Genomic DNA, 22479 nt, shown 5'->3' with positions numbered 1-22479 from the left:
CCCGCCGCCGTCGTACACAGAGACCCGTTCCCTCTTCCAATCAGTAGGCAGTGCCGCGTAAGTTCGGATAACCCAACCGGCAGTGGAGATGTCATGGCAACCAGTAAGAACGGCACCAAGGAAGTTTCGGCCCGGCAACCGTCAGCAGCCAACGGACTCGCGGCGGATGAACAAAGCCTGGACGGTCAGCGCGTGGCGGTCGCGGAGGACTATGCGCAGGAACTCGACGAGCTGCAGGAACTGAAAACGAAGGGCAAAAAGCTCAAGATCAAGGTCGACGACGACGCCTGGCGCCAGAACTACCCCTACGACACCAAGCTCAGCCGGCGCACCTATGACCGGCAGAAACGCCGGCTCCAGATTGAACTGCTGAAGATGCAGCTCTGGGTCAAGGAAACCGGGCAGAAAATGCTCATCATCTTCGAAGGCCGCGATGCCGCCGGAAAAGGCGGGGCGATCAAGCGGTTCGACGAGCACCTGAATCCCCGCGGTGCACGGGTGGTGGCATTGGAGAAGCCCACCTCCGAGGAGCAGACCCAGTGGTACTTCCAACGGTATATCCGCACCCTGCCCAGCGGCGGAGAGATCGTGATGATGGACCGCTCCTGGTACAACCGGGCCGGCGTCGAACGCGTGATGGGGTATTGCACCCCGGCGCAGTACCTGGAGTTTATGCGGGAGGTTCCGGAGCTCGAACGGATGCTCGTCAATTCCGGCACCCTGCTGCACAAGCTGTGGTTCTCGGTAGGCCGGGCGGAGCAGCTGGCCCGGTTCGCTGCCCGGGAAACGGATCCCGTGAAGCAGTGGAAGCTCTCCCCCACCGACTTGGCCAGCCTGGATAAGTGGGACGCGTACACCGAGGCGAAGGAAGCCATGTTCTTTTACACGGACACCGGAGATGCGCCCTGGACCGCAGTGAAGTCCAATGACAAGAAACGCGCCCGGCTCGAAGCGATGCGCCATGTGCTCAGCACAGTGGAATATCCGAACAAGGACAGCTCCATTGCGCATGCACCGGATCCGCTGATTGTCGGAAGGGCCTACAACCATTTTGAAGAGGACGATGAACCGCACGGCAGTTTCCCGGTGGTGAAGCCGCAGGGAAACGCTACGACGCAGGCCGCGGGGTAGCTGCAGCGGAGCCGTGCCGCTCACGGTTCAGACTCCGGCCAGTCGTTCCGCCCGTGCGGGCAGGGGCGCGCATAGGATCGCGGGGTGATTGCCCGCGAAATAGGAAACGGCCAACCCCTGGTGCTCATACACGGGTTTGGCGTGGACCACCGGATCATGCTGCCCCTGGAAGGCGCCCTTGGCGACCTTGCCTGGCGGCGCATCTATCTTGACCTTCCCTGGGCCGAGCACGGTTCGCGGACGCCGGCTGCCGGCGCCCAAGAGGTGGCAGACGGCGTCGTCGAGGAGATCAGGAACCGGCTGGGCGACGAGCCGTTTGCCCTGATCGGGAATTCCTTCGGCGGCATGGTGGCCCGGCACGTGGCCCATACCCTGAAGGACCAGGTGCTCGGGTTGGCAACCCTGGCGTCGGTGTTCACGGCGATCCACGAAGACCGGGTCCTGCCGCCCCGGCAAATCATTCACCGGGACCCGGCCCTGATTGAGGCCGGGGCAGATGGCTCGGCCGACTTCGAGGACGAGGCGGTCCTGCAGACAGCCGACGCTTTTGCGGGCTTCTCCGAGTACGTGCTCCCGGGCCTCCGGGGCGCGGATCAGGCACTTATGGAACAGATTGCCGCTGACTACGCGCTGGACACGGAGCCCGAGCTCGCCCACGCGCAGCCGTTCGAAGCGCCGTCCCTGCACATTTTCGGCCGTCAGGACCATGTCACCGGATACGAAGACGGCTGGGCAGTGCGGGAGAATTACCCGCGTGGCACCTTCACCGTGCTGGACGCCGCCGGGCACAACCTCCACCTCGAACGTCCCGCGCTGGTCTCAGCTTTGATGCGGGATTGGATCGAACGCGTCGAAATCCATGTCGGCTCCGGGTCACCGGCGTCCGCCGGACTGCCCTAGCCCTCGGCCCGGTATTCCTCCTCCAGCATTCCGAGCAGCATCTGGTCGTGGAACTCTCCGCGGTGGAACACAGCGGCGCGGCGGCGTCCTTCCTCACGGAACCCCAGCGACCGATACAGATGAATGGCCCGCTGGTTATAGGACCACGTCTGCAGTTCGGCCTTATGCGCACCCATTTCCTCAAAGACAATCCGCAGTCCGAGCTGCAGGGATTCCCTCCCCAGGCCCTGGTCCTGGAATTCCGGGCTGATGATAATTGCCATGGTGGCAATCCGTTCCGGAACGGATATACCCCAGACGCTGATATGTCCGATCAGCTTTTCGGCCGGATTGACAATGCTGTAGCCGAAACCGGACGGTGACTCGTTCTTGCTCCAGGTCCGAAACAGTGCCGCCGCGGCCTCCTGCGGGCGGACGGTGACCCGGTCCTGCTGCAGGATCGCCTGGGACGGGTCATTCCACCACTCGGCCAGGTGTGCGAGGTCAGGTTCACGAAGCTCGCGGAAGCGGACCCGCTCGCCGGTGAGCATTGAAGATGACCATTCCTGAAGACCCGCAGAATCATTCATGCGGCGATAATAGCGCACGGGTATTTGGGAGCCGGGACTGCACCGGAGGTTCAGGCGGAGGAGGGCGGACGACGACGACGGGGCCACCCCGACGCGTGAAACGGCGGTTCCATGCCGGTACCCGACCAGAAAGAAGTGAAACGCAGATCACGCCATTGTGATCCGCGCTACTAACATCCTAAACAGGGCACCCCGGACCCTGCCAAATTCCCCGAAGGAAGCCGGCGGCGGAAACCGTCAGTACTGCGTGAGACGATAAAACCATGCTCGAAACCCCTCCGCTCGTAGACGTTACCGACGTCATCCGCGTGGTCGGCGGATCGGCGTTTCAGCGGGGCCAGACCTACGCCAAGGGCGGCGCCGTGGAGACCCTGGAGTGGGATGCGCAAGGCGAGGTGCTGCGCGCGTCTGTTCGCGGCAGCGCGTCGGTCCCCTACCGGACCATGCTGCAGCTCGGCGCTAAACGCCAGGGTGATTACCGTCTGCTGGATAACCACTGCAGCTGCCCCCTCGGCTTCGACTGCAAGCATGTTGCCGCGGCAGCGCTGCAGAGCAACACCGAGCATTTGATTTCCCGGCAGGAACTCTCCGCCCCCGCCCTACGGCCATCCGTGCCGGCCTGGCAGCAGTCGCTGCAGACCCTGATCGATGCGGATCTGGCAGACAGCACCAAGCCCACGGAAACCACTCCCCTGGCACTGCAGTTCGAACTGCGGAACTTTGCCGCGGCAGCTGCGCCCCGCTGGGGCGCTCCCGCCCCGCGCAGCCGGCACCGGGCCACCCCCTTCCGCCTGGGGGTGCGTCCCGTGGTGCGAAACTCCAAGGGCAACTGGGTCAAGAACAACCTGGCGTGGAGCAACATCAGCTACCAGACCTACGGGCTGCGGCTGGATCCGGACCAGCACCGCTGGTTCTCCCAGTTCCCTGCCCTGCACCGCTCCAACGGGGTGAGCTACTTCGGGCAGAACGACTCCTGGCTGTACCTCGACGACTTCGCCAATCCCCTGCTCTGGCAACTGCTGGATGAAGCGGTGCGGCTGGGCATCCCGTTTGTCGGCACCAAGAAGGACGCCGCCGTCCGCGTCGGGAAACTCGCCACCCTGTCCCTGGATGTCCGGGCCGCCGGCGGGGACACTCCGGCGCCGCTGCAGCTGCTGCCGACGCTCGAAGTGGACGGCTCGCCGGTCCCGCTGGAAGATGCCGGGATTATCGGCAGCCACGGTATTTACCTCCGGTCTCCGCAGAACACCATCACGCTGGCACCCACGGCCAAGACCCTGACGGAACAGGACAAGGGCCTGCTGCTCCAAGGCGCCCCGGTAATGGTGCCGAAGGCAGACGCCGCGGTATTCCTCGAGAAGTTCTACCCGCGGCTGCGGCAGGTCCTGCCGGTCACCAGCAGCGACGACTCCGTGGAGTTCCCCGAGATCGAGCCGCCCGCACTGCTCCTCACCGCCGCCTTCGGCCCTGAGGACCAGTTGACCCTGACCTGGAGCTGGGTCTATCAGCACGGCAGTTCCCAGACCCGGCTGCCGCTCACCCGCACACCCCAGAGCGGCAAGGCAGGGGCAGCGGACGACGGCGATACCTCCTACCGCGACATCCCCGCCGAAGCTGCGCTACTGGCCGCCGCGGGGAAAACCCTGCACGCGGTACCCCGCAACCGGATCCTGCGCGAAATAGAGGCCGCCGAATTCACCGAGCATGTCCTGCCGGAGCTGGAGAAGCTCGACGGGGTGCGGGTGGAGATCGAGGGAACCCGGCCCGATTACCGGGAGCTGCTCGAGGCGCCGAAGCTGAAGATCACCACGGTGGAAACCGAACGCCGCGACTGGTTCGACCTCGCCGTGATGGTCACGGTGGAGGGCCGGCTGGTGCCGTTCGCGGACATCTTCAAGGCCATAGCGCAGGGCAAAACCAAGCTGCTGCTCGTGGACCGGACCTACCTTTCCCTGGACCGTCCCGAGTTTGAACATCTCCACGCCCTGATCAATGAGGCACAGGGCCTGCAGGAATGGGACACCGGAGAACTGTCCATCAGCCGTTACCAGGCCGGACTGTGGTCCGAACTGGAGGAACTGGCGGAGGAAACCGAGGAAGCCGTCGCCTGGCGGGAGTCCGTCTCGGCCCTGCTGGATCTGGAGTCCGTGGACCCGGTGCCGCTTCCCGCCGGGCTCCAGGCCAGCCTGCGGCCGTATCAGCAGGACGGCTTCAACTGGCTGGCGTTCCTCTGGGACCACGGCCTGGGCGGGATCCTGGCCGACGATATGGGGCTCGGCAAGACCCTGCAGACCCTCGCCCTGCTTGCCCACGCCCGGGAACGGCAGGCACAGGAAGAATCTTCCGCGGTAGCTCAACCCCGCCGGCCCTTCCTGGTGGTTGCCCCCACCTCGGTGGTTCCCAACTGGGCGTCCGAAGCCGCACGCTTCACACCGGGGCTGAAGGTGGTGACGGTCTCCGACACCAGCGGCAAGTCCCGCGTACCGCTGGCCGAGGTGGTGGCAGGGGCCGACGTCGTCCTCACCTCCTACGCGGTGTTCCGACTGGACTTCGCCTCCTACCGGAAGCAGGAGTGGGACGGCCTGATTCTCGATGAGGCGCAGTTCGTCAAGAACCGGGTGACCCGGGTGCATCAGTGCGCCCGGGACCTACCCGCGCCGTTCAAACTGGCCATCACGGGCACCCCGATGGAAAACAACCTGATGGAGCTCTGGGGGTTGTTCGCCATTGTGGCTCCCGGCCTGTTCCCTTCCGCCCGGAAGTTCGCCGACGAATACCAGCGGCCCATTGAACGCGGCGACAGCCCGGAGCTGCTGGCACGGCTGCGCCGGCGCATCCGGCCGCTGCTGATGCGCCGGACCAAGGAAGCCGTGGCCAAGGACCTGCCGGAGAAGCAGGAGCAGATCCTGGAGGTGGAACTGCATCCCAAGCACCGCAAGATTTACGAGACGCATCTGCAGCGCGAACGGCAGAAACTCATGGGCCTGATCCAGGACATGGACCGGAACCGCATGATCGTCTTCCGTTCCCTGACCCTGCTGCGCATGCTCAGCCTGGACGCTTCACTCGTTGAGCCGGAGGAGTACGACGGCGTGCCCTCGGCGAAGCTGGACGTGCTCTTTGAGCAGCTCGAAGACATTACCGCCGAAGGCCACCGGGCACTGATCTTCAGCCAGTTCACGTCCTTCCTGAAAAAGGCCGCCCAGCGCCTCGACGAGCAGGGCATCAAGTACGCCTACCTCGACGGCTCCACCCGCAACCGGGCCGAGGTCATTGCCTCGTTCAAGGACGGCGTTGTTCCGGTGTTCCTGATCAGCCTCAAGGCCGGCGGATTCGGGTTGAACCTGACGGAGGCGGATTACGTCTTCCTGCTGGATCCGTGGTGGAACCCGGCAGCGGAATCCCAGGCGGTGGACCGTACGCACCGGATCGGGCAGAAAAACAACGTCATGGTGTACCGCATGGTGGCCCGCGACACGATCGAGGAAAAGGTCATGGCGCTGAAGGAGCAAAAGGCGAAGCTGTTCTCCTCCGTAATGGACGACGACGCCGTCTTCAGTTCCGCGCTCACCGCCGACGACATCCGGTCGCTGCTCCAGTAGCGGAACTGCGTTGGGACTGCTGCAGTAACGGGCCTGTATCAGCAGCGGATCCCGACGTGAATTCGGCCACCCTGCATCTGGGGACAGCCGCTCAATCCCGCGCCGGCGCCGGATCGGCCGGATTCTACGGCGCGTGGAACCGATTACCTTGGAAACAGGGCCCGCTTCCGCCGTCGGACGGCGTCGGGCCGAGCAACATGCGTACCAAGGAAAGGCAATGAGCGTCCAGGAATCAACGCTGGTCCGGCCGGTCGAGACTCGCCCCAAGGATGAAGACGATCTGGTGCACATTTTCTGCACCCCCTGCAAGCGGCGGGCACGCAGCCGTGCACGCCGCCCGGTCCCCTACTGCGGCAAACAGATGCCCAACCGTCCGCTGCAGGACGATACCGGCGACCTTCCCGTGTGCGCGGTGTGCCTGGACCTGGCCCGGTCCGCCCCCTGTCCCCGGTGCGGCACCCAAGCCCGCTTCGACTGAGCCGAACCCTGGTGCTTGGTCCGGCGTGGCGTCCAAGCCCGCTTCGACGGCGGCCTACTGCCTGCACCACTGCCATTCCCTGCACGGGGTTTGATTTGTACAGTGGAGTGATGGCGAATCAGGAGCGTCCCATCGGATTCTGGCTCAAGCTCGTCGACCAGCTGGTCGACGACCAATTTGGTGCCAGCTTCGAAGAACATGGCGTGACCCGCCGGCAGTGGCAAATGATGAACCTGCTGGTTGAGGGCCCCGCTACCCAAAAAGAGTTGTCGGACGGCCTGCGCCCCTACTTTCCCGCAGTGGAGACCGGCACCTCCGCGGAGCTGATCGAGGAGCTGCGGGAATCCGGTTGGGTGCTGCTGGAAGACGGCCAGTACCAGCTCACCGACCTTGGCAGCCGAAGCCTGGAGAACCTCCGCGGTGCGGTGGACCGGATTCGGCAGCTGATGACAGACAACATCACCGAAGAGGAATACACCGCCCTGCTTGCCGTCCTGCAGCGGATGGCCGGCAATCTGGGGTGGGACGGCGACGTCGGGTCCGGCCCCCGCGTGGACACGTAGGTTTAGCGGTCCGTAACTACTTGCGCTGTGTCTGGGCGAGCAGTTCCTCGAAGGGCAGCGACTGCGCCGGATCCCGGCGCTTCTGCACCGGGGCATCCCCCAACAGCGCCACCAGTTCTCCGGCAGCACGGCGAACCCGCTGATCCAAAGTGCCCGTACCCGTTTCACCCGTCCCCCAGTCCCCCGGTGCGGCGTAGACAGCGGTGGGGGCCACCCGCGCACGGAGGTAGCTGAACATCGGCCGCAGGGAGTAGTCCAGGACCATGGAGTGCCGGGCACTGCCGCCGGTGGCACCAAGCAGTACCGGTTTCCCGTCCAGTGCGGTGTTGTCGATGACATCGAAGAAGGACTTAAACAGTCCGCTCATAGACGCGGTGAAGACCGGCGTGACCGCCACCAGGGCATCAGCGGCAATCAGTTCATTAATCGCCGCGTCCAGCCGCGGCGCCGCGTAACCCGTCACCATGTTGTTGGCAATGTCCACGGCGTATTCGCGCAGTTCGAAGGTGCTGACGCCGGCGCTCAGCCCAAGTCCCTCGATTTCAGTCTTGGTCGCCGCTGCCAGGGCGTCGGCAAGCATCCGGGACGACGACGGGACACCCAGTCCGCCCGACACCACGACAATCCTGCGATCCACCATGTTCGACTCCTCTTCATGCGTTTGCATGTTCATCTCAACTGCGGCGGGGACGGCATTATTCCGGTTCGGAAACCGAATCGGATGCAGCGCTGGAGCCGGCGGTTCCCGGGTAATCCTTCCGGCGGACCCGGGCATGGGTGCATCCGGATGAAAACACGATGAATCTCCCCCGGAGTGGGGAGGCGCAGATGGGGAGATCTTGGCTACGCTGGGCCGAAACGACCGTTTGTCATTTCCGCAAACCGTAGCCCAAAGCACCTAAGGGGAAAAATGAGTACGCCTTCGAACTACAACTACAACGCCTTCAGCGGGGGACAACCTGCTGCCACTCCTGCCGCGCCGCAGCGTCCGGCTGCAGTGGAGCGTGGCTTTTGGCTCCTGATCGCTTCTGCCGTTGTCAGCCTCATTGCCGGAATCCTTTCCATTGTCACCTTGATGTCGGATGAGGGCCGCAGCGAACTTGCCCGGGTCAGCGGGCTCAGCGCCGCTGAAGCGGACACGGCAGTAACCATCGGGATTGTTACCGGCGTCGTGATCGGCGTTATCAGTGTTGCGGTCAGCGTCCTGTTCGCCGTGTTTGCACGGAAGGGCCACAACTGGGCACGCATCGTCATCACCGTGTTCGCCGGGCTTTCCCTCTTCGGCCTGATCGGAATCAACGGCTCCCTCGAAGGTATCCTCAGCCTTGTTTCCATCCTGCTGGTCGTTGCCGGCGTGGTGATGCTCTTTACCGCCCCGGCCAGTGCCTACTTCAACCAGATGAAGCAGTACCGCCAGGCGAAGTCCCTGGGCTACGCCGGCTAGGCCGCTACACCGCAAAACCGTTTCTCCGCTGGCCGGGCCACCTACAAGGTGTCCCGGCCAGCGGCCTTTGGCGGACCCGTTGCCTAGCCGGCCGCAGCCCGGCCGGCAGCTCGTCCGCTGAACAGGCATCCGCCGAGGAACGTCCCTTCCAGCGAGCGGTACCCGTGCATTCCGCCGCCGCCGAACCCGGCGGCCTCCCCGGCTGCGAAGAGACCGGGAACCGGTGTGCCGTCGTCGGCCAGGACCCGGGACTGCAGGTCCGTTTCCAGCCCACCGAGGGTCTTGCGGGTCAGTACGGACAAGCGCACTGCGATCAGCGGTCCGGCCTTCGGATCCAGGATGCGGTGCGGTGCGGCGGTGCGGATCAGCCTGTCCCCCAGATAGGTGCGTGCCCCGCGGATGGCGGTCACCTGCGAATCCTTCGTGAACGGGTTGCGGATTTCCCGGTCCCTGGATTCCAGTTCATGCCGCACCGATTCCGCCGACAGTTCCGGCGCGTCGCCATGCACGGACGAGCCTTTGGCCAGCAGGTTCATGCCGGCGACGAGCTCCTCGACCGAATTGGCGGTAATGAAATCCTCGCCGTGGTCCAGGAACGCCTGGACGGGGGCAGGCACTCCGGCCGTGGCCCGTTTCAGGACGTCGCGGACTGATTTTCCGGTGAGGTCCGGATTCTGTTCGGACCCGGAAAGCGCAAATTCCTTGCGGATGATCGCCTTGTTCAAAATGAACCAGCTGTAGTCGGAGCCGCTGCGGCGCAGGTGCTCCAGGGTCCCCAGGGTGTCGAAACCCGGAAACAACGGCACCGGCAGGCGGTTTCCGGCCGCATCCAACCACAGCGAGGACGGACCGGGCAGGATGCGGATTCCGTGGTTCTTCCAGACCGGGTCCCAGTTCCGGATTCCTTCCACGTAATGCCACATGCGGTCCGGGTTGATCACCCGCCCGCCGGCAGCCTGGGCAATTCCGATGCCCCGCCCATCCACATGCTCGGGCACCCCGCTGAGCATGTTCGCGGGCGCAGGTCCCATTCTCCGGGGCCACGCTGCCCGGACGGCGTCATGGTCTCCGCCGATGCCTCCGGTGGTTATCACCACGGCGGAGGCACTGAATTCGAAGTCCCCGACTACGGTACGGCTGGAAGCGGTGCCGCGAGGCGCCGTCGTCGGCTCCAGGACGCTGCCGCGCACGCCGGTCACGGCTCCCCCGGTCAGGACCAGGTCATCGAGGCGATGGCGGAAGGCGAAACGCACCAGGCCGCGTTCGACGCCGTCGCGCACCTTGGCCTCGAAAGGCGCGGTGATCCCCGGCCCCGTGCCCCAGGTGATGTGGAAGCGCGGAACGGAGTTCCCTGGTCCGTTGGCGCCGTATCCGCCGCGCTCGGCCCAGCCCACCACCGGGAAGATCCGGTGCCCCATCTGCTGCAGCCAGGCCCGCTTCTCCCCTGCAGCGAAATGCACGTACGCTTCGGCCCACTTCCGCGGCCAATGGTCCTCCTCGCGGTCAAAACCCGCGGTGCCCAGCCAGTCCTGCCAGGCAAGCTCCACGGAGTCCTTCACCCGGAGCCTGCGCTGTTCAGGCGAATCCACCAGGAAAAGCCCGCCAAAGGACCACCACGCCTGGCCGCCCAGCCCCTGGGATCCCTCCTGCTCAAGCAGGATCACCGAGCGTCCGGCGTCCACGAGTTCGGCTGTGGCTACCAGGCCGGCGAGCCCGGCTCCAACAACAATGACGTCCGCGTCTTTTGGCTGCATCCGGCTCACGCTACCGGCGACGACGGGTACTGGCCAGCAGCGTGGTGCAGGCGTGTCCGCAGCCGCTCCTCGAGTCCGAGTGTGTCCCTAAGGGGTTCTAGGTTAGGGCAGAGGTTTCTAGACTGGAGGTAGGGCCGCTAGAGCCGGCGGATGCCGGTGTCGGCTGGACATGAATCGGAGAAACCGCATGAGCGAACAGAGCGCCAACAAGGAAAAGGACTCCAACCGGACGCATTCGCAGGAGCCGTCCGAAGGTGAGACCAACGAGCAGGAAAACGAGCAGCGCGAGCACACCCAGGAGCCGGCCGAAGGTGGCGAAGACCAGAGCTGAGTAGGGCAGATCCGCGCGGGCCTGGAGCATGCGCCCGGCAGTAAGGAAGCGCTGCGACAACGGAACAGGCCTCCGGTTCCCGGTTAGGGAGCCGAAGGCCTGGTTTGTATGTTCGTCGTCTCGTCAGCTGGCTGCTGCCTTGGGGGCCGAGTTCTTGGCTTCGCCCAGCACATCCGAATCCCGGCTCTGGTCGACTACAGGACCTGTTCCTGCAATCTCCCGCAGCTGCGCGATCCCGGCCGCTGCTTCCCGCTTGGTTTCAAAAGTCGTGGACACTGCCATCAGCGTTCCGTCGCCGGCAATGAGCTTAATGCGGAAACTTCCCTCGTGGGCGTCCACCAGCTTGAAGTAGCCCGACATCGCTTACCTCCTTGTAAGGGGTGTATCAGTGCCTTCAATGCTAAGTCACCTTATGAGTTTGCGGATCCCCCGCCGCAAGAATCGAGTAGTGCGAAATGCAATTGTGATCTGTTCCTAGACTGGACCCATGGCCGATACCGTCAGTCCGGAGCAGCGCAGCCGCAACATGTCGCGCATCCGGGGCAAGAACACCAAGCCTGAACTCCTGATCCGCGGCATCCTCCACGCCGCGGGTTACCGGTTCCGGTTGCACGGCTCCTTCGGTAAGACCAGCCTTCCGGGCAAGCCTGACCTGGTTTTCGCCGGGCGCAGGAAAGTCCTCTTCGTCAACGGTTGTTTCTGGCACTTCCACTCCTGCCGGGCCGGGCAGCACGCCCCAAAGACCAATAGCGAGTTCTGGGCCGCGAAACGCAAACGCACGGTCGAGCGGGATGCGGCGGCCCAGGAACGGCTGGCGGCCGGAGGTTGGGACGTCCTGGTGGTCTGGGAATGCGAACTTCGGGACCGCAGCATCCTCGAAGAACAACTGCGTACCTTCCTGGGCCCGCCCGGACAGGTTCGCGCGACGCCGGCAGCCACCGGTGCGCCGGCAGCCACCGGTGCCAACGGATCGACGTCGGCGGAGGCGTCGTCGTCGGCGGCACGGCCACTAGACTTCGAACCAGACGAACCAGACAGGCTCCAAGGAAACTGAGGCACACACCATGAGTAATTCGGACAACGGCAAGCGCGGCGTTCTTTTCGACGTAGACGGAACCCTGGTGGATTCAAACTATCTGCACGCCGTCGCGTGGTGGCAGGCCTTCCGCCGGATGGAACATGACGTTCCGATGTCCGCCATCCACCGCGCCATTGGCATGGGCGGCGACAAGCTCGTGGAGCATCTGCTGGGTGAAGACCGCAACAAGGACGAGGATGAGCAGCTCGATGCCACACACGGTGCCATCTTCTCCACCTGGTGGCCCTCGCTTCGGTCTTTCGACGGCGCCAGCGAACTCCTGAAGGCCTGCTCGAAGAAAGACCTCACCGTGGTCTTGGCATCCTCCGCTTCCGGAGCCGAACTCGAGTACCTGCGCACCGTCATCGACGCCGACTCCGCGATCACCGATGCCACCAGCTCCGCAGACGCCGAAGCCAGCAAACCCTCCCCGGACATCCTCGAAGCTGCCCTGGAGGCCGGTGGCCTGGAAGCCGCGAACACCGTGTTCGTGGGCGATTCGGTGTGGGACGTCAAGGCAGCCGGGAAGCTCTCCATTCCCACCATCGGCCTGACCTGCGGCGGCACGAGCGAAGCCGAACTGCGCGAGGCAGGCGCCCGCGAAGTCTACGAAAATCCGCGGGCACTTCTTGCTGCCCTGGACACCAGCCTGCTGGGCGAACTCCTCGCCCAGGGCTAACCGAGAGGACATTGTGACTACTGAACCCACCGGCCCCGCAAACGACGCCGAGGACCCGCTCGGTCCCAGCGCCCCGCAACCCGGCCCCACCGGCGAACCCCGGAGACCAGGCAGCGCCTCGCATTCGGCCGGCAACATCCGCGACGATCAGGGAACCTCACCTGCCGGCGCGGTCCCTGCCGCACAGGACAAGGCCGACGAAGCAGCCGAGGCCGAGGGTCCCGCAGAGTAAGCAGCAGGCTGCAAGAGGCGACGGTCGGGCTATTTCAGCAGCCCGGCCGCCCGAAGCGCATCCGCCATGGCCCCGGTGGGCGCGCTGGCCTTCGGTGAGCTGGTTTTCGGGGCGCTGGCCTTCGGGATGCCGGCGGCACCTTGAGCCTTGGCCTGGTTGGACCTGCCCGGATTGGTCCTGCCCGTGCCGGGTTTCTCGGCCCTGGACCTGGCGGTGCCCGACTGGGTAATGCCGGGCTTCGCGCTGCCCGGCTTGGTGCTGCTCGGCTTGGTGCCCTCGGCTTTGCGGCTTCCCTGCGGAGGGCGTCCGGACCGCCCGCCGGGCTCCGCGGCGTCGTCGTCAAGCCGCAGCGTCAGCGAAATCCGTTTCCGCTCCGGGTCCGCCTCCATCACCTTGACCTTCACCACCTGTCCGGACCGGACCACCTCCCGTGGGTCCGAAATGAAGGTGTGCGACATCGCGGAGATGTGGACCAGCCCGTCCTGGTGGACTCCCACGTCCACGAAGGCGCCGAAGGCAGCCACGTTGGTGACCACGCCGTCGAGGACCATTCCCGGACGCAGGTCCGAGATCTTCTCGATTCCCTCCGAGAAGCTGGCTGTTTCAAAAGCGGGCCGCGGGTCCCGCCCCGGCTTCCGCAGCTCGGCGATGATGTCCAAAACGGTCGGAAGGCCTACCTGGTCATCCACGAACGCTGCGGGGTCCACACCCTCCAGGGCCGCTCCCGACGCGCTCATGGTCGCCCCGGACGCAGCCAGGACCTTCCGGGCAATCGGGTAGGACTCCGGGTGGACGCTGGTCCCGTCCAGCGGTTCCTTTCCGCCGCTGACGCGCAGGAACCCGGCACACTGTTCAAAGGCCTTCGCCCCGAGCCGAGGCACCTTCATCAGGTCCTGCCGGCGGGCAAACGGCCCGTTCGCATTGCGGTAAGCCACGATGTTTTCGCTGAGCAGCGGACCGACGCCGGCCACCCGGGTCAGCAGCGACGGGGAGGCTGTGTTCACGTCCACCCCCACGGCGTTCACGCAGTCCTCAATCACCGCATCCAGCGAACGCTCCAGCTTCGCCGGCGTCACGTCGTGCTGGTACTGGCCCACCCCGATGGACTTCGGATCGATCTTCACCAGTTCCGCCAACGGATCCTGCAGCCGCCGGGCAATCGAGACGGCGCCGCGCAGGGACACATCCATGCCGGGCAGCTCGGCCGAGGCAAGGGCGGACGCTGAGTACACGGACGCACCGGCCTCGGACACCACCAGCTTGCCCAGCGACCCGCCCGGGACCAGCTTCATCAACTCGGCAGCGAGCTTATCCGTTTCCCTGGAAGCGGTGCCGTTGCCGATGGCAATCAGTTCCACCCCGTGCTGCTTCACCAGACCGGCCAGCGTGGCCAGGGCGTCATCCCAGCGGCGCACAGGCGCATGGGGATACACCGTATCGGTGGCAACCACCTTGCCGGTGCCGTCCACCACGGCAACCTTCACGCCGGTACGCAGCCCGGGATCGAGTCCCAGAGTGGTCCGGTTTCCGGCGGGTGCGGCCAGCAGCACATCCCGCAGGTTGGCCGCAAATACCCGCACCGCCTCGGTTTCCGCCTCCGTAAAGAGGCGGACACGCAGATCCACCGAGAGCTTGGCGAGGATCCGCCGCCAGGCCAGCTGCACGGTGGTCATCAGCCACGGGTCAGCGGGACGCCCGCGGTCCGCCACCCCCAGACGGGCCGCCACGGAGCGTTCGTATCGGGCGCGGGCCGCAGCCAGGACTTCGGCATCGGCCGGATCCCCCTCCGTCAGGGCCAGTTCCAGCATGCCTTCCTTCTCGCCGCGGAACAGGGCGAGGACGCGGTGTGACGGCATCCCGGAGGGAGACTGGGAAAAGTCGTAGTAGTCGGTGAATTTCCGCCCTTCGGCTTCCTTGCCGGGACGCACCTGCGAGCGCATCCGGCCCTGGCGCCAGAGCTTCTCGCGCTGTTCGGTCAACAGGTCCGCGTCCTGGGAAACCCGTTCGATCAGGATGGCGCGTGCCCCGGCGAGCGCCTCGGCCGCATCCGGGATCCCCTCGCGCACGTACCGCGCGGCCTCAGCGTCCGGGGAACGCCGGGGATCGGCCAGCAGCGCATCCGCCAGCGGTTCCAGTCCCGCTTCCCTGGCTATCTGGGCCTTGGTCCGCCGCTTGCTGCGGTAAGGAAGGTAGATGTCTTCCAGGCGGGACTTGGTCTCGGCGCCGACGACGGCCTCCCGCAGTTCGTCCGTCAGCTTCCCCTGGGCAGCGATGGCCTCGAGGATGGCCCGCCGCCGGTCCTCCAGTTCGCGCAGGTACCGCAGCCGCTCGTCCAGGTCCCGCAGCTGGGCGTCATCCAGCGTGCCGGTGGCCTCCTTGCGGTACCGGGCGATGAACGGAACCGTGGCGCCGCCGTCGAGCAGGCCCACCGCCGCCCGGACCTGCCAGGGCGCTACCCCCAGCTCGGCGGCCAGTTGGGCAATCACCTGCTCATCGGTGGATCCGGAAACATTGACTGGTTCTACGGTGCTAAGACTCACCCGGCCAATTGTTCCCCATTTATCCGGCGGATGGGCGGATGCGGAGCGCGGTGGCTAGTCCTGCTCGGTGAACAATTGACGCCGGGCGCTCAGCAACTCCACTTCCGGCCGGCCCGCCACCAGCCGTTCCGCGGCATCCAGCACATCCACCACGTGGGCACGGTCCGCCGCCACAATGCCCACGCCTATCCCTGACCGGCGGTGCAGGTCCAGGGAGCTGACCTCTGCGGCGGAGACATCGAATTTGCGCCGCAGTTCCGCAAGGATGGGCCGGACGACCGACCGTTTCCCCTTGAGGGAATGCACGTCCCCCAGCAACAGGTCCAGCTCCAGCGCCCCTATCCACATGGCTCCCATCCTTGCCGCAGACGCCGTGCATGTCACGCACCCCTGCGGCCGGCGCCGTGCCGGTGTTATGTTCGAATCATGAGTTCTCCCCTCCGCGAGCGCCGCTCTCCGCGGCGGCGCAACCTGGTTTCCGGCTTGCTTTTCGGGATCGGACTGGCTGCCTTCGTCGACGAAGTGATATTCCACCAGCTCCTGCAGTGGCATCATTTCTACGACCGCTCCACTACGTCTGCGGGGCTGTTTTCGGACGGGCTGTTCCATGCCTTCGGCTGGTTCGCCGTTGTAGCCGGCCTCTTCCTGTTCGCCGATCTGCGCCGGTGGCATGAGGCTCTCCTGCAGCGGTGGACCGGCGGCGTCCTGCTGGGTGCCGGCATGTTCCAGCTCTATGACGGCACGGTGCAGCACAAGCTCATGGGGCTTCACCAGATTCGCTACGAGGTGGATCTGCTTGTGTACGACACGGTTTGGAACGTCATCGCGGTGCTGTTGATCATTGCCGGCGCGTTCCTTACCTACCGCACCCGCGCTGCCGTCCCGCGGGAATCGACAGCCTCAGCCGATGCATAACCACGGCAGCGGCTTTCCCGTAGAGTCGCTGTTCTTCATTCCCGCCGTAGTTGCCCTGGTTGTCTACTGGGCGGGCGCGCGTTCGCCGCGCTCCGGCCGCTGGCCCTGGTACCGGACGGTTTTCTTCACGCTGGGTGTGGCCGCCGTGCTGGTTACGGTCCTGAACCCGTTGGCCGAACTGGCGCATCGGGATTTCGCTGTACTGAGCTTTTCGCATCTCCTGGCCGGGATGCTCTCGCCCCTGCTGCTGGTGCTCTCCCGGCCGTTCACCCTGGCACTACGCACCCTCGATGTTTTTCCGGCCCGCCGGCTCTCCCGGGTGCTGCGCAGCCGGTTCGCCCGGTTCCTGTCCTTCCCGGTCACCGCCGCGCTGCTCAACACCGGCGGCATGATCCTGATGTTCCGCACCGGGCTGCTGCAGGCAATGCAGGAGTCGATGCCGGTGCACTGGCTGGTGACCTTCCACCTGCTGGCCGCCGGCTACCTGTTCACGGCTTCCATCGTGGGACGGGATCCCTCCCCGCACCGGGCCGGTTATCGGCTGCGGGCAATCGTCCTGGTGCTTTCCATCGCTGCGCACAATATCCTCGCCAAGGGCATCTACGCCGACCCGCCTCCCGGGATCCCGGCCACGGCCGCGGAACACGGGGCGCTGGTGATGTACTACGGCGGTGGAATCCTCGAACTGGTGCTGATCGTGCTGTTGTGCCGCCAGTGGTACGCGTCAGCGCGGCCACGCGGCAAGGTCGCGTCCGCCGTCCACCCTCAGTAGCGTGAACTGCTCAAGCCGCGAAACCAGTAGCCGGGGCTGATCGTTCAGTAACCCCAACCATTGTGCAGAGCATCACCATCCCTTAACAATGGACTATGACGGTTACCCTCAGGTCCCTGGAAACTGCGATCCCGCCCACTGTCCTGGTGCAGTCCGAAGTCCGCGACACGTTCGCAGCCCAGCCCGGCCTGACCCGGCTGGGTGAGCGTCTGGTGCGTACCTGCTTCGATTCGGCGGCCATCGACACCCGCCGTACGGCACTGGCGGAACTCTCGCTCACCGACACCTCGGAAAATCCCAAGTTCTACGATGCCCGCAGCGGCCTGCTGCTGCGGCCCAGCACCAAGACCAGGAATGACATCTTCGCGGTGGAGGCCACGAAACTCTTCATCGAAGCCGCCTCCAAGGCACTGGACGCCTGTGCCGGTATCGCCCCGTCGGATATCACCCACGTCGTCACCGTGTCCTGCACGGGCTTCTTCAACCCCGGCCCGGATTACAAGGTGACCCGGGCGCTGGGGTTGAATCCGTCCGTGCAGCGCTACCACCTGGGCTTTATGGGCTGCTACGGAGCCTTCCCGGCCATGCGCGCCGCCAAATCCTTCTGCGAGTCGGATCCCGACGCCGTGGTGCTGGTGGTCAGTGCGGAGCTGTGCTCCCTGCACGTCCGCACGTCGAATGATCCGGACGCCATCATGGGGTCCTCACTATTCGCCGACGGTGCAGCAGCGGCCATCATCACCGCCCGCGAAGACCTTCCGGACTCGGGACCGGCCATCCAGCTGGACCACTTCGAAACCATCCTGACCCCGGTGGGTGAGGAGGCCATGGCCTGGAACATCGGCGACGAAGGCTTCGAGATGGTGCTGGGCACCTACGTCCCGCACATCATCGACGACCACATTGTCGGCGCACTGGAACCCCTGCTGGCGCACGTCGCATCGGTCAGCGCCCGGCCCTACCGGGAGATCGAGCACTGGGCCATCCACCCCGGCGGCCGCAGCATCCTGGATAAAGTCGAGGCGAAACTCGAACTGAGCGAACAGCAGCTGGTGCCGGCCCGGGAGACCCTGCGCACCGTGGGCAACATGAGCAGCGCCACCGTACTGTTCGTGCTCAAGTACATCCTGGAACAGCCCTTCAGCGGCGGGAACGAACGGATCTGCTCCATGGCCTTCGGCCCGGGCCTCACCGTGGAGACCGGATTGTTCACCCGGGTCGGCGGACCGGTGCAGCCTTCGGCAGCGGTGTCTGCGGAACTGGCAGAGCCGGCGGGGGCAGTGCCGGCGGAGGTCCCCGCCGCAGTATGATCGCCGTTTTTCCCTCCCTGGCCACCCGGGCAGTAGACGCGGTGGAGGAAATGGACCGGCCCGACGCCGACCTGCAGCGCCTCGAGCGCACCTACGCCCAGTTCTGGCTGGTCAATGCGGTGGTCTCGGGGTGGCGGCGCAACTATGTCCGGTACCTTCGTCCGATCTTCGCGGCAAGCGGCGGTGGCACGCTGCTGGACATCGGCTCCGGCGGCGGGGACGTTCCCCGCTGTATTGCGCGCTGGGCCCGCAGGGACGGGTTGGCCGTGGAAATCACCGCCATCGACCCGGATCCGAGGGCGCACGCGTTCGCCTCCGCGCTGCCGCCGCTGCCGGGATTGTCCTTCCGCCAGGCGTACAGCAGTGAGCTGGTTGCGGAGGGGCGTTCCTACGACGTCGTGATTTCCAACCACATGCTCCACCATCTGGCACCGGCGGAACTGCAGGCGCTGCTGGCGGACTCGAGGCGGCTGGGCCGAAGGCTCTGCCTGCACAGCGACATTGAGCGCAGCCGCTGGGCCTACGCCCTGTTCTCCGTCGGAACCTTGCCGTTTTTCCCCGGCTCGTTCATCCGGCCCGACGGGCTGACCTCCATCCGCCGCAGTTTCACCGCGGCGGAGATCGCCGAGGTGGCGCCCCTGGGCTGGCAGAGCCTGCAGCAGCGGCCGTGGCAGAACCTGCTGCTTCATTCACCGCACTCCTGTGGAGCTGACCACCGTGCGGGTTGACCTGCCGGCCGTCGCCGCGGAAGAAGCCGCCTCGTCCGTTCCCCGCCGCTCTTCCGAAGTGGTTGTGGTGGGCGGCGGGCCGGTGGGGATGTATCTGGCCGTCCTGCTGCTCCAGGAGGGGGTGTCCGTCCAGGTATTGGAACAACGGCTGAACCGCAGCAGGCATTCGCGGGCCATCGGGGTGCATCCTCCGGCCCTGGCGTCACTGGCACAGGCAGGCATCGCCGGCACCATGACGCGGGAAGGGACCCGGATCACGCAGGGGGAAGCCCGCAGCGCCGGGCGGACCGTGGCCCGGCTGGACTTCGCCGCGGCGTCGGCCCGGTACCCCTTTGTGCTGACCCTGCCGCAGGTGAGAACCGAGCAGCTGCTGGAGGAACGCCTCAGAGCCCTCGACCCGGGAGCACTGGTCCGCGGCGCCCGGGTTGAGACCTTCAGTGACAACGGCGCCGCCGTCCGGGTGCACGGGATCCACGGTGAAGAACCCTTCACCACACAGGCGTGCCTCCTCGTGGCGGCCGACGGCGCCCGGTCACCGGTCCGGTCCGCACTGGGCAGCGGCTGGGCTTCGCGTGAACTGCCGGACACCTATCTGATGGGCGACTTCCCGGACGGCACCGGTGACGGGACGCTGGCCGTGCTGTATCTCGAGCCGGACGGGATTGTGGAGTCTTTTCCACTGCCCGGCGGCCTGCGTCGCTGGGTGGTCCATACCGACGCACTGCAGCAGGATCCCACCGTCTCCGGTCTCGCGGAGCTGGTGCGGCAGCGGACCGGGCACCGCCTGGAGGTGGCCGGAAACTCCATGCTGAGTGCTTTCGGCGTACAGATCGGACGGGCGCACCGGTTGGTTTCCGGACGCACGGTCCTGATCGGGGACGCGGCACACCAGATCAGCCCGATCGGCGGACAGGGGATGAACCTGGGCTGGCTGGACGCCGCTGCCGTTGCGCCGATCATCGCGGCATCCCTGCAGGGTAAACCGGTGGGCAGGGAACTGCGGGAGTTCGAACGTCGGCGCCGCCGGGACGCCGTCGTCGCCTCCGCCCAGGCACAGATCAATATGGTGCTGGGCCGGCCGCTGCCTGCGGGGGTGATGGCCCTGCGCAACGCCGGGCTGGAACGGATGTTCCAGGTCCCGGCGCTGGGCGGGGCCGTTGCACGGCGTTTCACCATGCAGTAGGTGCTTACGGCGCGGTGGTGCCGGCCTTTTCCGTGCCGTCGGTCCGCGGTGCGGACTCCCGGCGGCCGGCATCCGGCACGGTAGCCGGTTCGACGGCGGACATGGCACCGGTGTGCAGCATCTCCGCACCGCCGGCCAGGCCCGGTTCGACCGGGTTGGAGGAGGTGGGCTTGATGTCGAGGGTCCGGCGCAGGGCCTTCTCCTTGATGAACAGCACCGCAACCAGCGCGATGATAGCCACCGCGGCGGCGATCTTGAAGATATCCGCAGTGCCCTCCGCATACGCAATCCGGAAGAACATCTGGACCTCCGGCGGGAGCCCGCCCAGGTCCAGCGTGGCGGTGGTGCCGCCGCCGTTGGTCGGCATGCCGGCCTTGTCCAGTTCCTCTGTTACTCGCCGGCTGACGGAGCTGGAAAGGACAGCGCCCAGTACCGAGACGCCGATGGCGCCGCCCACGGTGCGGAAGAAGGCAACGGACGCGCTGGCGGAGCCGACGTCGCTGACCTTGACCGTGTTCTGCACGGCCAGCACCAGGTTCTGCATCAGCAGGCCCATGCCCACACCGAGGACGAAGATGAACAGGCTGACGAGGATCATGTCGGTTTCATGGTTGATGAAGCCGGCCAGCGCCGTCCCGAGGATCACCAGGACCGTGCCGATGATCAGGAACCGCTTCCACTTGCCGAAGCGGGTGATCAGCATGCCGGACCCTACGGACCCGAGGAGGTTGCCGGCAATCATCGGCAGCATCAGCAATCCGGCCTCGGTGGGCGTGAAGCCGCGTGCCAGCTGGAAGTACTGGCCCAGGAACGTGGTGGAACCGAACATGGCGATACCTACCGCAACCGAGGCGATGATCGCGAGGGCGGTGGTCCGCTGGCTGATGATCTTCAGCGGAATGATCGGCTCGGCGACCTTGGACTCCACCAGCACCAGCAGGGCCAGCAGGATGACGGATCCGCCCACCATGGCGGCCGTTTCCCATGACCACCATTCGTAGTAGTCGGGCTTGCCGGCGAAAGAGACCCAGATCAGGAGCAGGGAGACGCCTGCGGTAAGCAGGATCGAGCCGAGCCAGTCGATCTTGGCGGGACGGCGTACATGCTGCAGGTGCAGCGTGACCTGCAGCAGGAAGAGGGCGACGACGGCGAGCGGAACGCAGAGGAAGAAGGTCCAGCGCCAGCCGAGCGGGCTGTCCACGATGAAGCCGCCCAGCAGCGGGCCGCCGGCGGTGGCCACCGCCATCACGGCGCCCATGTAACCGGAGTACCTGCCGCGTTCCCGCGGCGGAATGATGGAACCGATGATTGCCTGGGCCAGTGCCGTCAGGCCGCCCATGCCCAGGCCCTGGATGACGCGTGCGGTCAGCAGCAGGTCCATGGAATGGGAGAAGCCTGCGAGGACGGACCCCGCAACAAAGATGACGATGCTCAGCTGCACCAGCAGCTTCTTGTTGAACAGGTCCGCAAGCTTGCCCCAGATCGGGGTGCTTACGGCGTTGGCCAGCAGGGCGGCCGTGACCACCCAGGCGAAGTCGGTCTGCGTTCCGTGCAGGTCGGCCATGATGGTGGGCAGCGCGTTGGCCACGATGGTGGTGCTCAGCATTGCCGTGAACAGCGCGGCCAGCAGGCCGGTAAGGGCCTGCAGGATCTGTCGGTGGCTCATGTCACCGGGGACGTGTTTCTTCCGGGCGGTCTTGGAATCGGTCACTTAGTTGTTAGCTCCTGCGGATCGGATACGGGGGTTTCCAGCGTCGGCTCGGCGGCTCCGGGCGCTCGGCGGATGGAGGTGAAGAGCGCATCTGAGAGCGCTCCAAGGGTGTCGGACGCGAGCTGCGCCTGGTCCTCGGACCAGGCGGCAAGGGCTTCCTGCAGCAGGACGGCCCGGGCCTTGAGTGCTTCGCGGAGGACTGACTCCCCCAGCTCGGTCAGGCTGATCAGGTAGGCGCGGCGGTCCTGCGGATGCGGGCGACGCCGGACGTAACCGAGTTCTTCCAGTTCTGCGACGTGGCGGCTGAGTCCGGCAGGGCCGACACCGAGTTTGGCGGCAAGCTCGGTCGCCCGCAGCTCGCCGTCTTCGCCGATCATCCGCATGACGCCCTGCAGCGCCACGCCGGGTCCGCCGATGTCGGCGCTGTGCTGGGTCACGCACCGCAACGTACGTTGCAGGGCGAAGATCTTCCGGATCAGGTCATCCGCCGTTTCCTGTTGCATAGGCATGGGGATGGGTCTCCGGGAGGTTGGTACTGATAGTTGACCTAGGCAACTAT

General features: G+C 65.8%; 22 protein-coding genes and 1 pseudogene. 15 read left to right on the top strand and 8 right to left on the bottom strand.

All coding sequences use genetic code 11. From position 1 onward, the window contains the following. Positions 1 to 93: 93 nt before the first annotated feature. Positions 94 to 1131, top strand: a complete 1038-nt coding sequence (gene ppk2, locus NNX35_RS11960; RefSeq protein WP_255766744.1) for a polyphosphate kinase 2 — start codon at positions 94 to 96, stop codon at positions 1129 to 1131. A gap of 84 nt (positions 1132 to 1215) precedes the next feature. After that, the gene (locus NNX35_RS11955; protein WP_255766743.1) at positions 1216 to 2031 is read left to right on the top strand and encodes an alpha/beta fold hydrolase; all 816 of its coding nucleotides are present in this window, start codon (positions 1216 to 1218) and stop codon (positions 2029 to 2031) included. On the opposite strand, the gene NNX35_RS11950 is transcribed toward NNX35_RS11955, so the two are convergent. After that, on the bottom strand, positions 2028 to 2600 hold the full coding sequence (locus NNX35_RS11950; protein WP_255766742.1) for a GNAT family N-acetyltransferase: 573 nt from the start codon (positions 2598 to 2600) through the stop codon (positions 2028 to 2030). The two genes, NNX35_RS11955 and NNX35_RS11950, sit on opposite strands and share 4 nt — an antisense overlap. 263 nt (positions 2601 to 2863) lie before the next feature. Here NNX35_RS11950 and NNX35_RS11945 point away from each other — a divergent pair, with 263 nt between their 5' ends. The 3 genes from NNX35_RS11945 (at position 2864) to NNX35_RS11935 (ending at position 7243) form a co-directional block, all read left to right on the top strand. After that, on the top strand, positions 2864 to 6202 hold the full coding sequence (locus tag NNX35_RS11945) for a DEAD/DEAH box helicase (protein ID WP_255766741.1): 3339 nt from the start codon (positions 2864 to 2866) through the stop codon (positions 6200 to 6202). A gap of 217 nt (positions 6203 to 6419) precedes the next feature. Next, positions 6420 to 6680 (top strand): hypothetical protein, encoded by a 261-nt coding sequence (locus NNX35_RS11940; RefSeq protein WP_227923117.1) that lies wholly within the window; start codon positions 6420 to 6422, stop codon positions 6678 to 6680. A 110-nt stretch (positions 6681 to 6790) separates the two neighbouring features. Continuing rightward, a complete protein-coding gene (locus tag NNX35_RS11935) occupies positions 6791 to 7243 on the top strand; it encodes a MarR family winged helix-turn-helix transcriptional regulator (protein ID WP_255766740.1) in 453 nt (150 codons plus the stop codon). Positions 7244 to 7259: 16 nt separating this feature from the next. Here the strand turns inward: NNX35_RS11935 and NNX35_RS11930 are convergent, their stop codons facing one another. Beyond that, a complete protein-coding gene (locus tag NNX35_RS11930; protein WP_255766739.1) occupies positions 7260 to 7883 on the bottom strand; it encodes an FMN reductase in 624 nt (207 codons plus the stop codon). Positions 7884 to 8153: 270 nt separating this feature from the next. On the opposite strand from NNX35_RS11930, the gene NNX35_RS11925 reads away from it, so the two are divergent. Beyond that, positions 8154 to 8687: a hypothetical protein gene (locus NNX35_RS11925; RefSeq protein WP_255766738.1), complete on the top strand. Its 534-nt coding sequence runs from the start codon at positions 8154 to 8156 to the stop codon at positions 8685 to 8687. Between the two features lie 83 nt (positions 8688 to 8770). Here NNX35_RS11925 and NNX35_RS11920 read toward each other — a convergent pair whose 3' ends face one another. Continuing rightward, positions 8771 to 10441: an FAD-binding dehydrogenase gene (locus tag NNX35_RS11920; protein ID WP_255863797.1), complete on the bottom strand. Its 1671-nt coding sequence runs from the start codon at positions 10439 to 10441 to the stop codon at positions 8771 to 8773. Between the two features lie 187 nt (positions 10442 to 10628). Here NNX35_RS11920 and NNX35_RS11915 point away from each other — a divergent pair, with 187 nt between their 5' ends. Continuing rightward, positions 10629 to 10772, top strand: a complete 144-nt coding sequence (locus NNX35_RS11915) for a hypothetical protein (RefSeq protein ID WP_255766736.1) — start codon at positions 10629 to 10631, stop codon at positions 10770 to 10772. 123 nt (positions 10773 to 10895) lie between these two features. Here the strand turns inward: NNX35_RS11915 and NNX35_RS11910 are convergent, their stop codons facing one another. Further along, positions 10896 to 11132 carry a DUF1508 domain-containing protein gene (locus NNX35_RS11910; RefSeq protein WP_255766735.1) on the bottom strand — a complete coding sequence of 79 codons (237 nt, stop codon included), beginning with the start codon at positions 11130 to 11132 and terminating at the stop codon, positions 10896 to 10898. 127 nt (positions 11133 to 11259) lie between these two features. Here NNX35_RS11910 and NNX35_RS11905 point away from each other — a divergent pair. The 3 genes and pseudogenes from NNX35_RS11905 to NNX35_RS11895 all read left to right on the top strand — a co-directional run. Next, positions 11260 to 11673, top strand: a pseudogene (locus NNX35_RS11905) (very short patch repair endonuclease); the annotation flags it as partial. Positions 11674 to 11836: 163 nt separating this feature from the next. Then, positions 11837 to 12529 (top strand): HAD family hydrolase, encoded by a 693-nt coding sequence (locus NNX35_RS11900; RefSeq protein WP_255766734.1) that lies wholly within the window; start codon positions 11837 to 11839, stop codon positions 12527 to 12529. Between the two features lie 13 nt (positions 12530 to 12542). Further along, positions 12543 to 12761: a hypothetical protein gene (locus NNX35_RS11895; protein ID WP_255766733.1), complete on the top strand. Its 219-nt coding sequence runs from the start codon at positions 12543 to 12545 to the stop codon at positions 12759 to 12761. A gap of 29 nt (positions 12762 to 12790) precedes the next feature. Here NNX35_RS11895 and NNX35_RS11890 read toward each other — a convergent pair whose 3' ends face one another. Beyond that, complete coding sequence (locus NNX35_RS11890; protein ID WP_255867873.1) at positions 12791 to 15301, bottom strand: Tex family protein; 2511 nt, start codon at positions 15299 to 15301, stop codon at positions 12791 to 12793. A gap of 54 nt (positions 15302 to 15355) precedes the next feature. Next, a complete protein-coding gene (locus NNX35_RS11885; RefSeq protein WP_255863793.1) occupies positions 15356 to 15649 on the bottom strand; it encodes a DUF503 domain-containing protein in 294 nt (97 codons plus the stop codon). A gap of 78 nt (positions 15650 to 15727) precedes the next feature. Between NNX35_RS11885 and NNX35_RS11880 the strand changes: the two genes are divergently transcribed. The 5 genes from NNX35_RS11880 (at position 15728) to NNX35_RS11860 (ending at position 20209) form a co-directional block, all read left to right on the top strand. Continuing rightward, positions 15728 to 16216 carry a DUF2243 domain-containing protein gene (locus NNX35_RS11880; protein WP_255863792.1) on the top strand — a complete coding sequence of 163 codons (489 nt, stop codon included), beginning with the start codon at positions 15728 to 15730 and terminating at the stop codon, positions 16214 to 16216. Then, positions 16209 to 16988, top strand: coding sequence for a cytochrome c oxidase assembly protein (locus NNX35_RS11875; RefSeq protein WP_255766729.1), 780 nt, complete (start codon positions 16209 to 16211; stop codon positions 16986 to 16988). Before NNX35_RS11880 ends, NNX35_RS11875 begins: the two co-directional genes overlap by 8 nt. 95 nt (positions 16989 to 17083) lie before the next feature. Then, entirely contained in the window at positions 17084 to 18298 is a 1215-nt protein-coding gene (locus NNX35_RS11870; protein ID WP_255867872.1) for a type III polyketide synthase, read from the top strand. Then, a complete protein-coding gene (locus NNX35_RS11865) occupies positions 18295 to 19026 on the top strand; it encodes a class I SAM-dependent methyltransferase (RefSeq protein ID WP_255867871.1) in 732 nt (243 codons plus the stop codon). The genes NNX35_RS11870 and NNX35_RS11865 overlap by 4 nt, the downstream gene beginning before the upstream one ends. Continuing rightward, positions 19001 to 20209 (top strand): FAD-dependent oxidoreductase, encoded by a 1209-nt coding sequence (locus NNX35_RS11860; protein WP_370647039.1) that lies wholly within the window; start codon positions 19001 to 19003, stop codon positions 20207 to 20209. The genes NNX35_RS11865 and NNX35_RS11860 overlap by 26 nt, the downstream gene beginning before the upstream one ends. 4 nt (positions 20210 to 20213) lie before the next feature. On the opposite strand, the gene NNX35_RS11855 is transcribed toward NNX35_RS11860, so the two are convergent. Further along, on the bottom strand, positions 20214 to 21875 hold the full coding sequence (locus NNX35_RS11855) for an MDR family MFS transporter (RefSeq protein WP_370647049.1): 1662 nt from the start codon (positions 21873 to 21875) through the stop codon (positions 20214 to 20216). Between the two features lie 41 nt (positions 21876 to 21916). Further along, positions 21917 to 22429, bottom strand: a complete 513-nt coding sequence (locus tag NNX35_RS11850) for a MarR family winged helix-turn-helix transcriptional regulator (RefSeq protein WP_255867870.1) — start codon at positions 22427 to 22429, stop codon at positions 21917 to 21919. Positions 22430 to 22479: the final 50 nt, after the last annotated feature.

The sequence above is a fragment of the Arthrobacter sp. zg-Y844 genome, assembly GCF_024385465.1.
Taxonomy (GTDB): Bacteria; Actinomycetota; Actinomycetes; order Actinomycetales; family Micrococcaceae; genus Arthrobacter_B.
Note: the sequence above shows the minus strand (reverse complement) of the source record. Positions and strands in the feature narration are given on the sequence as shown.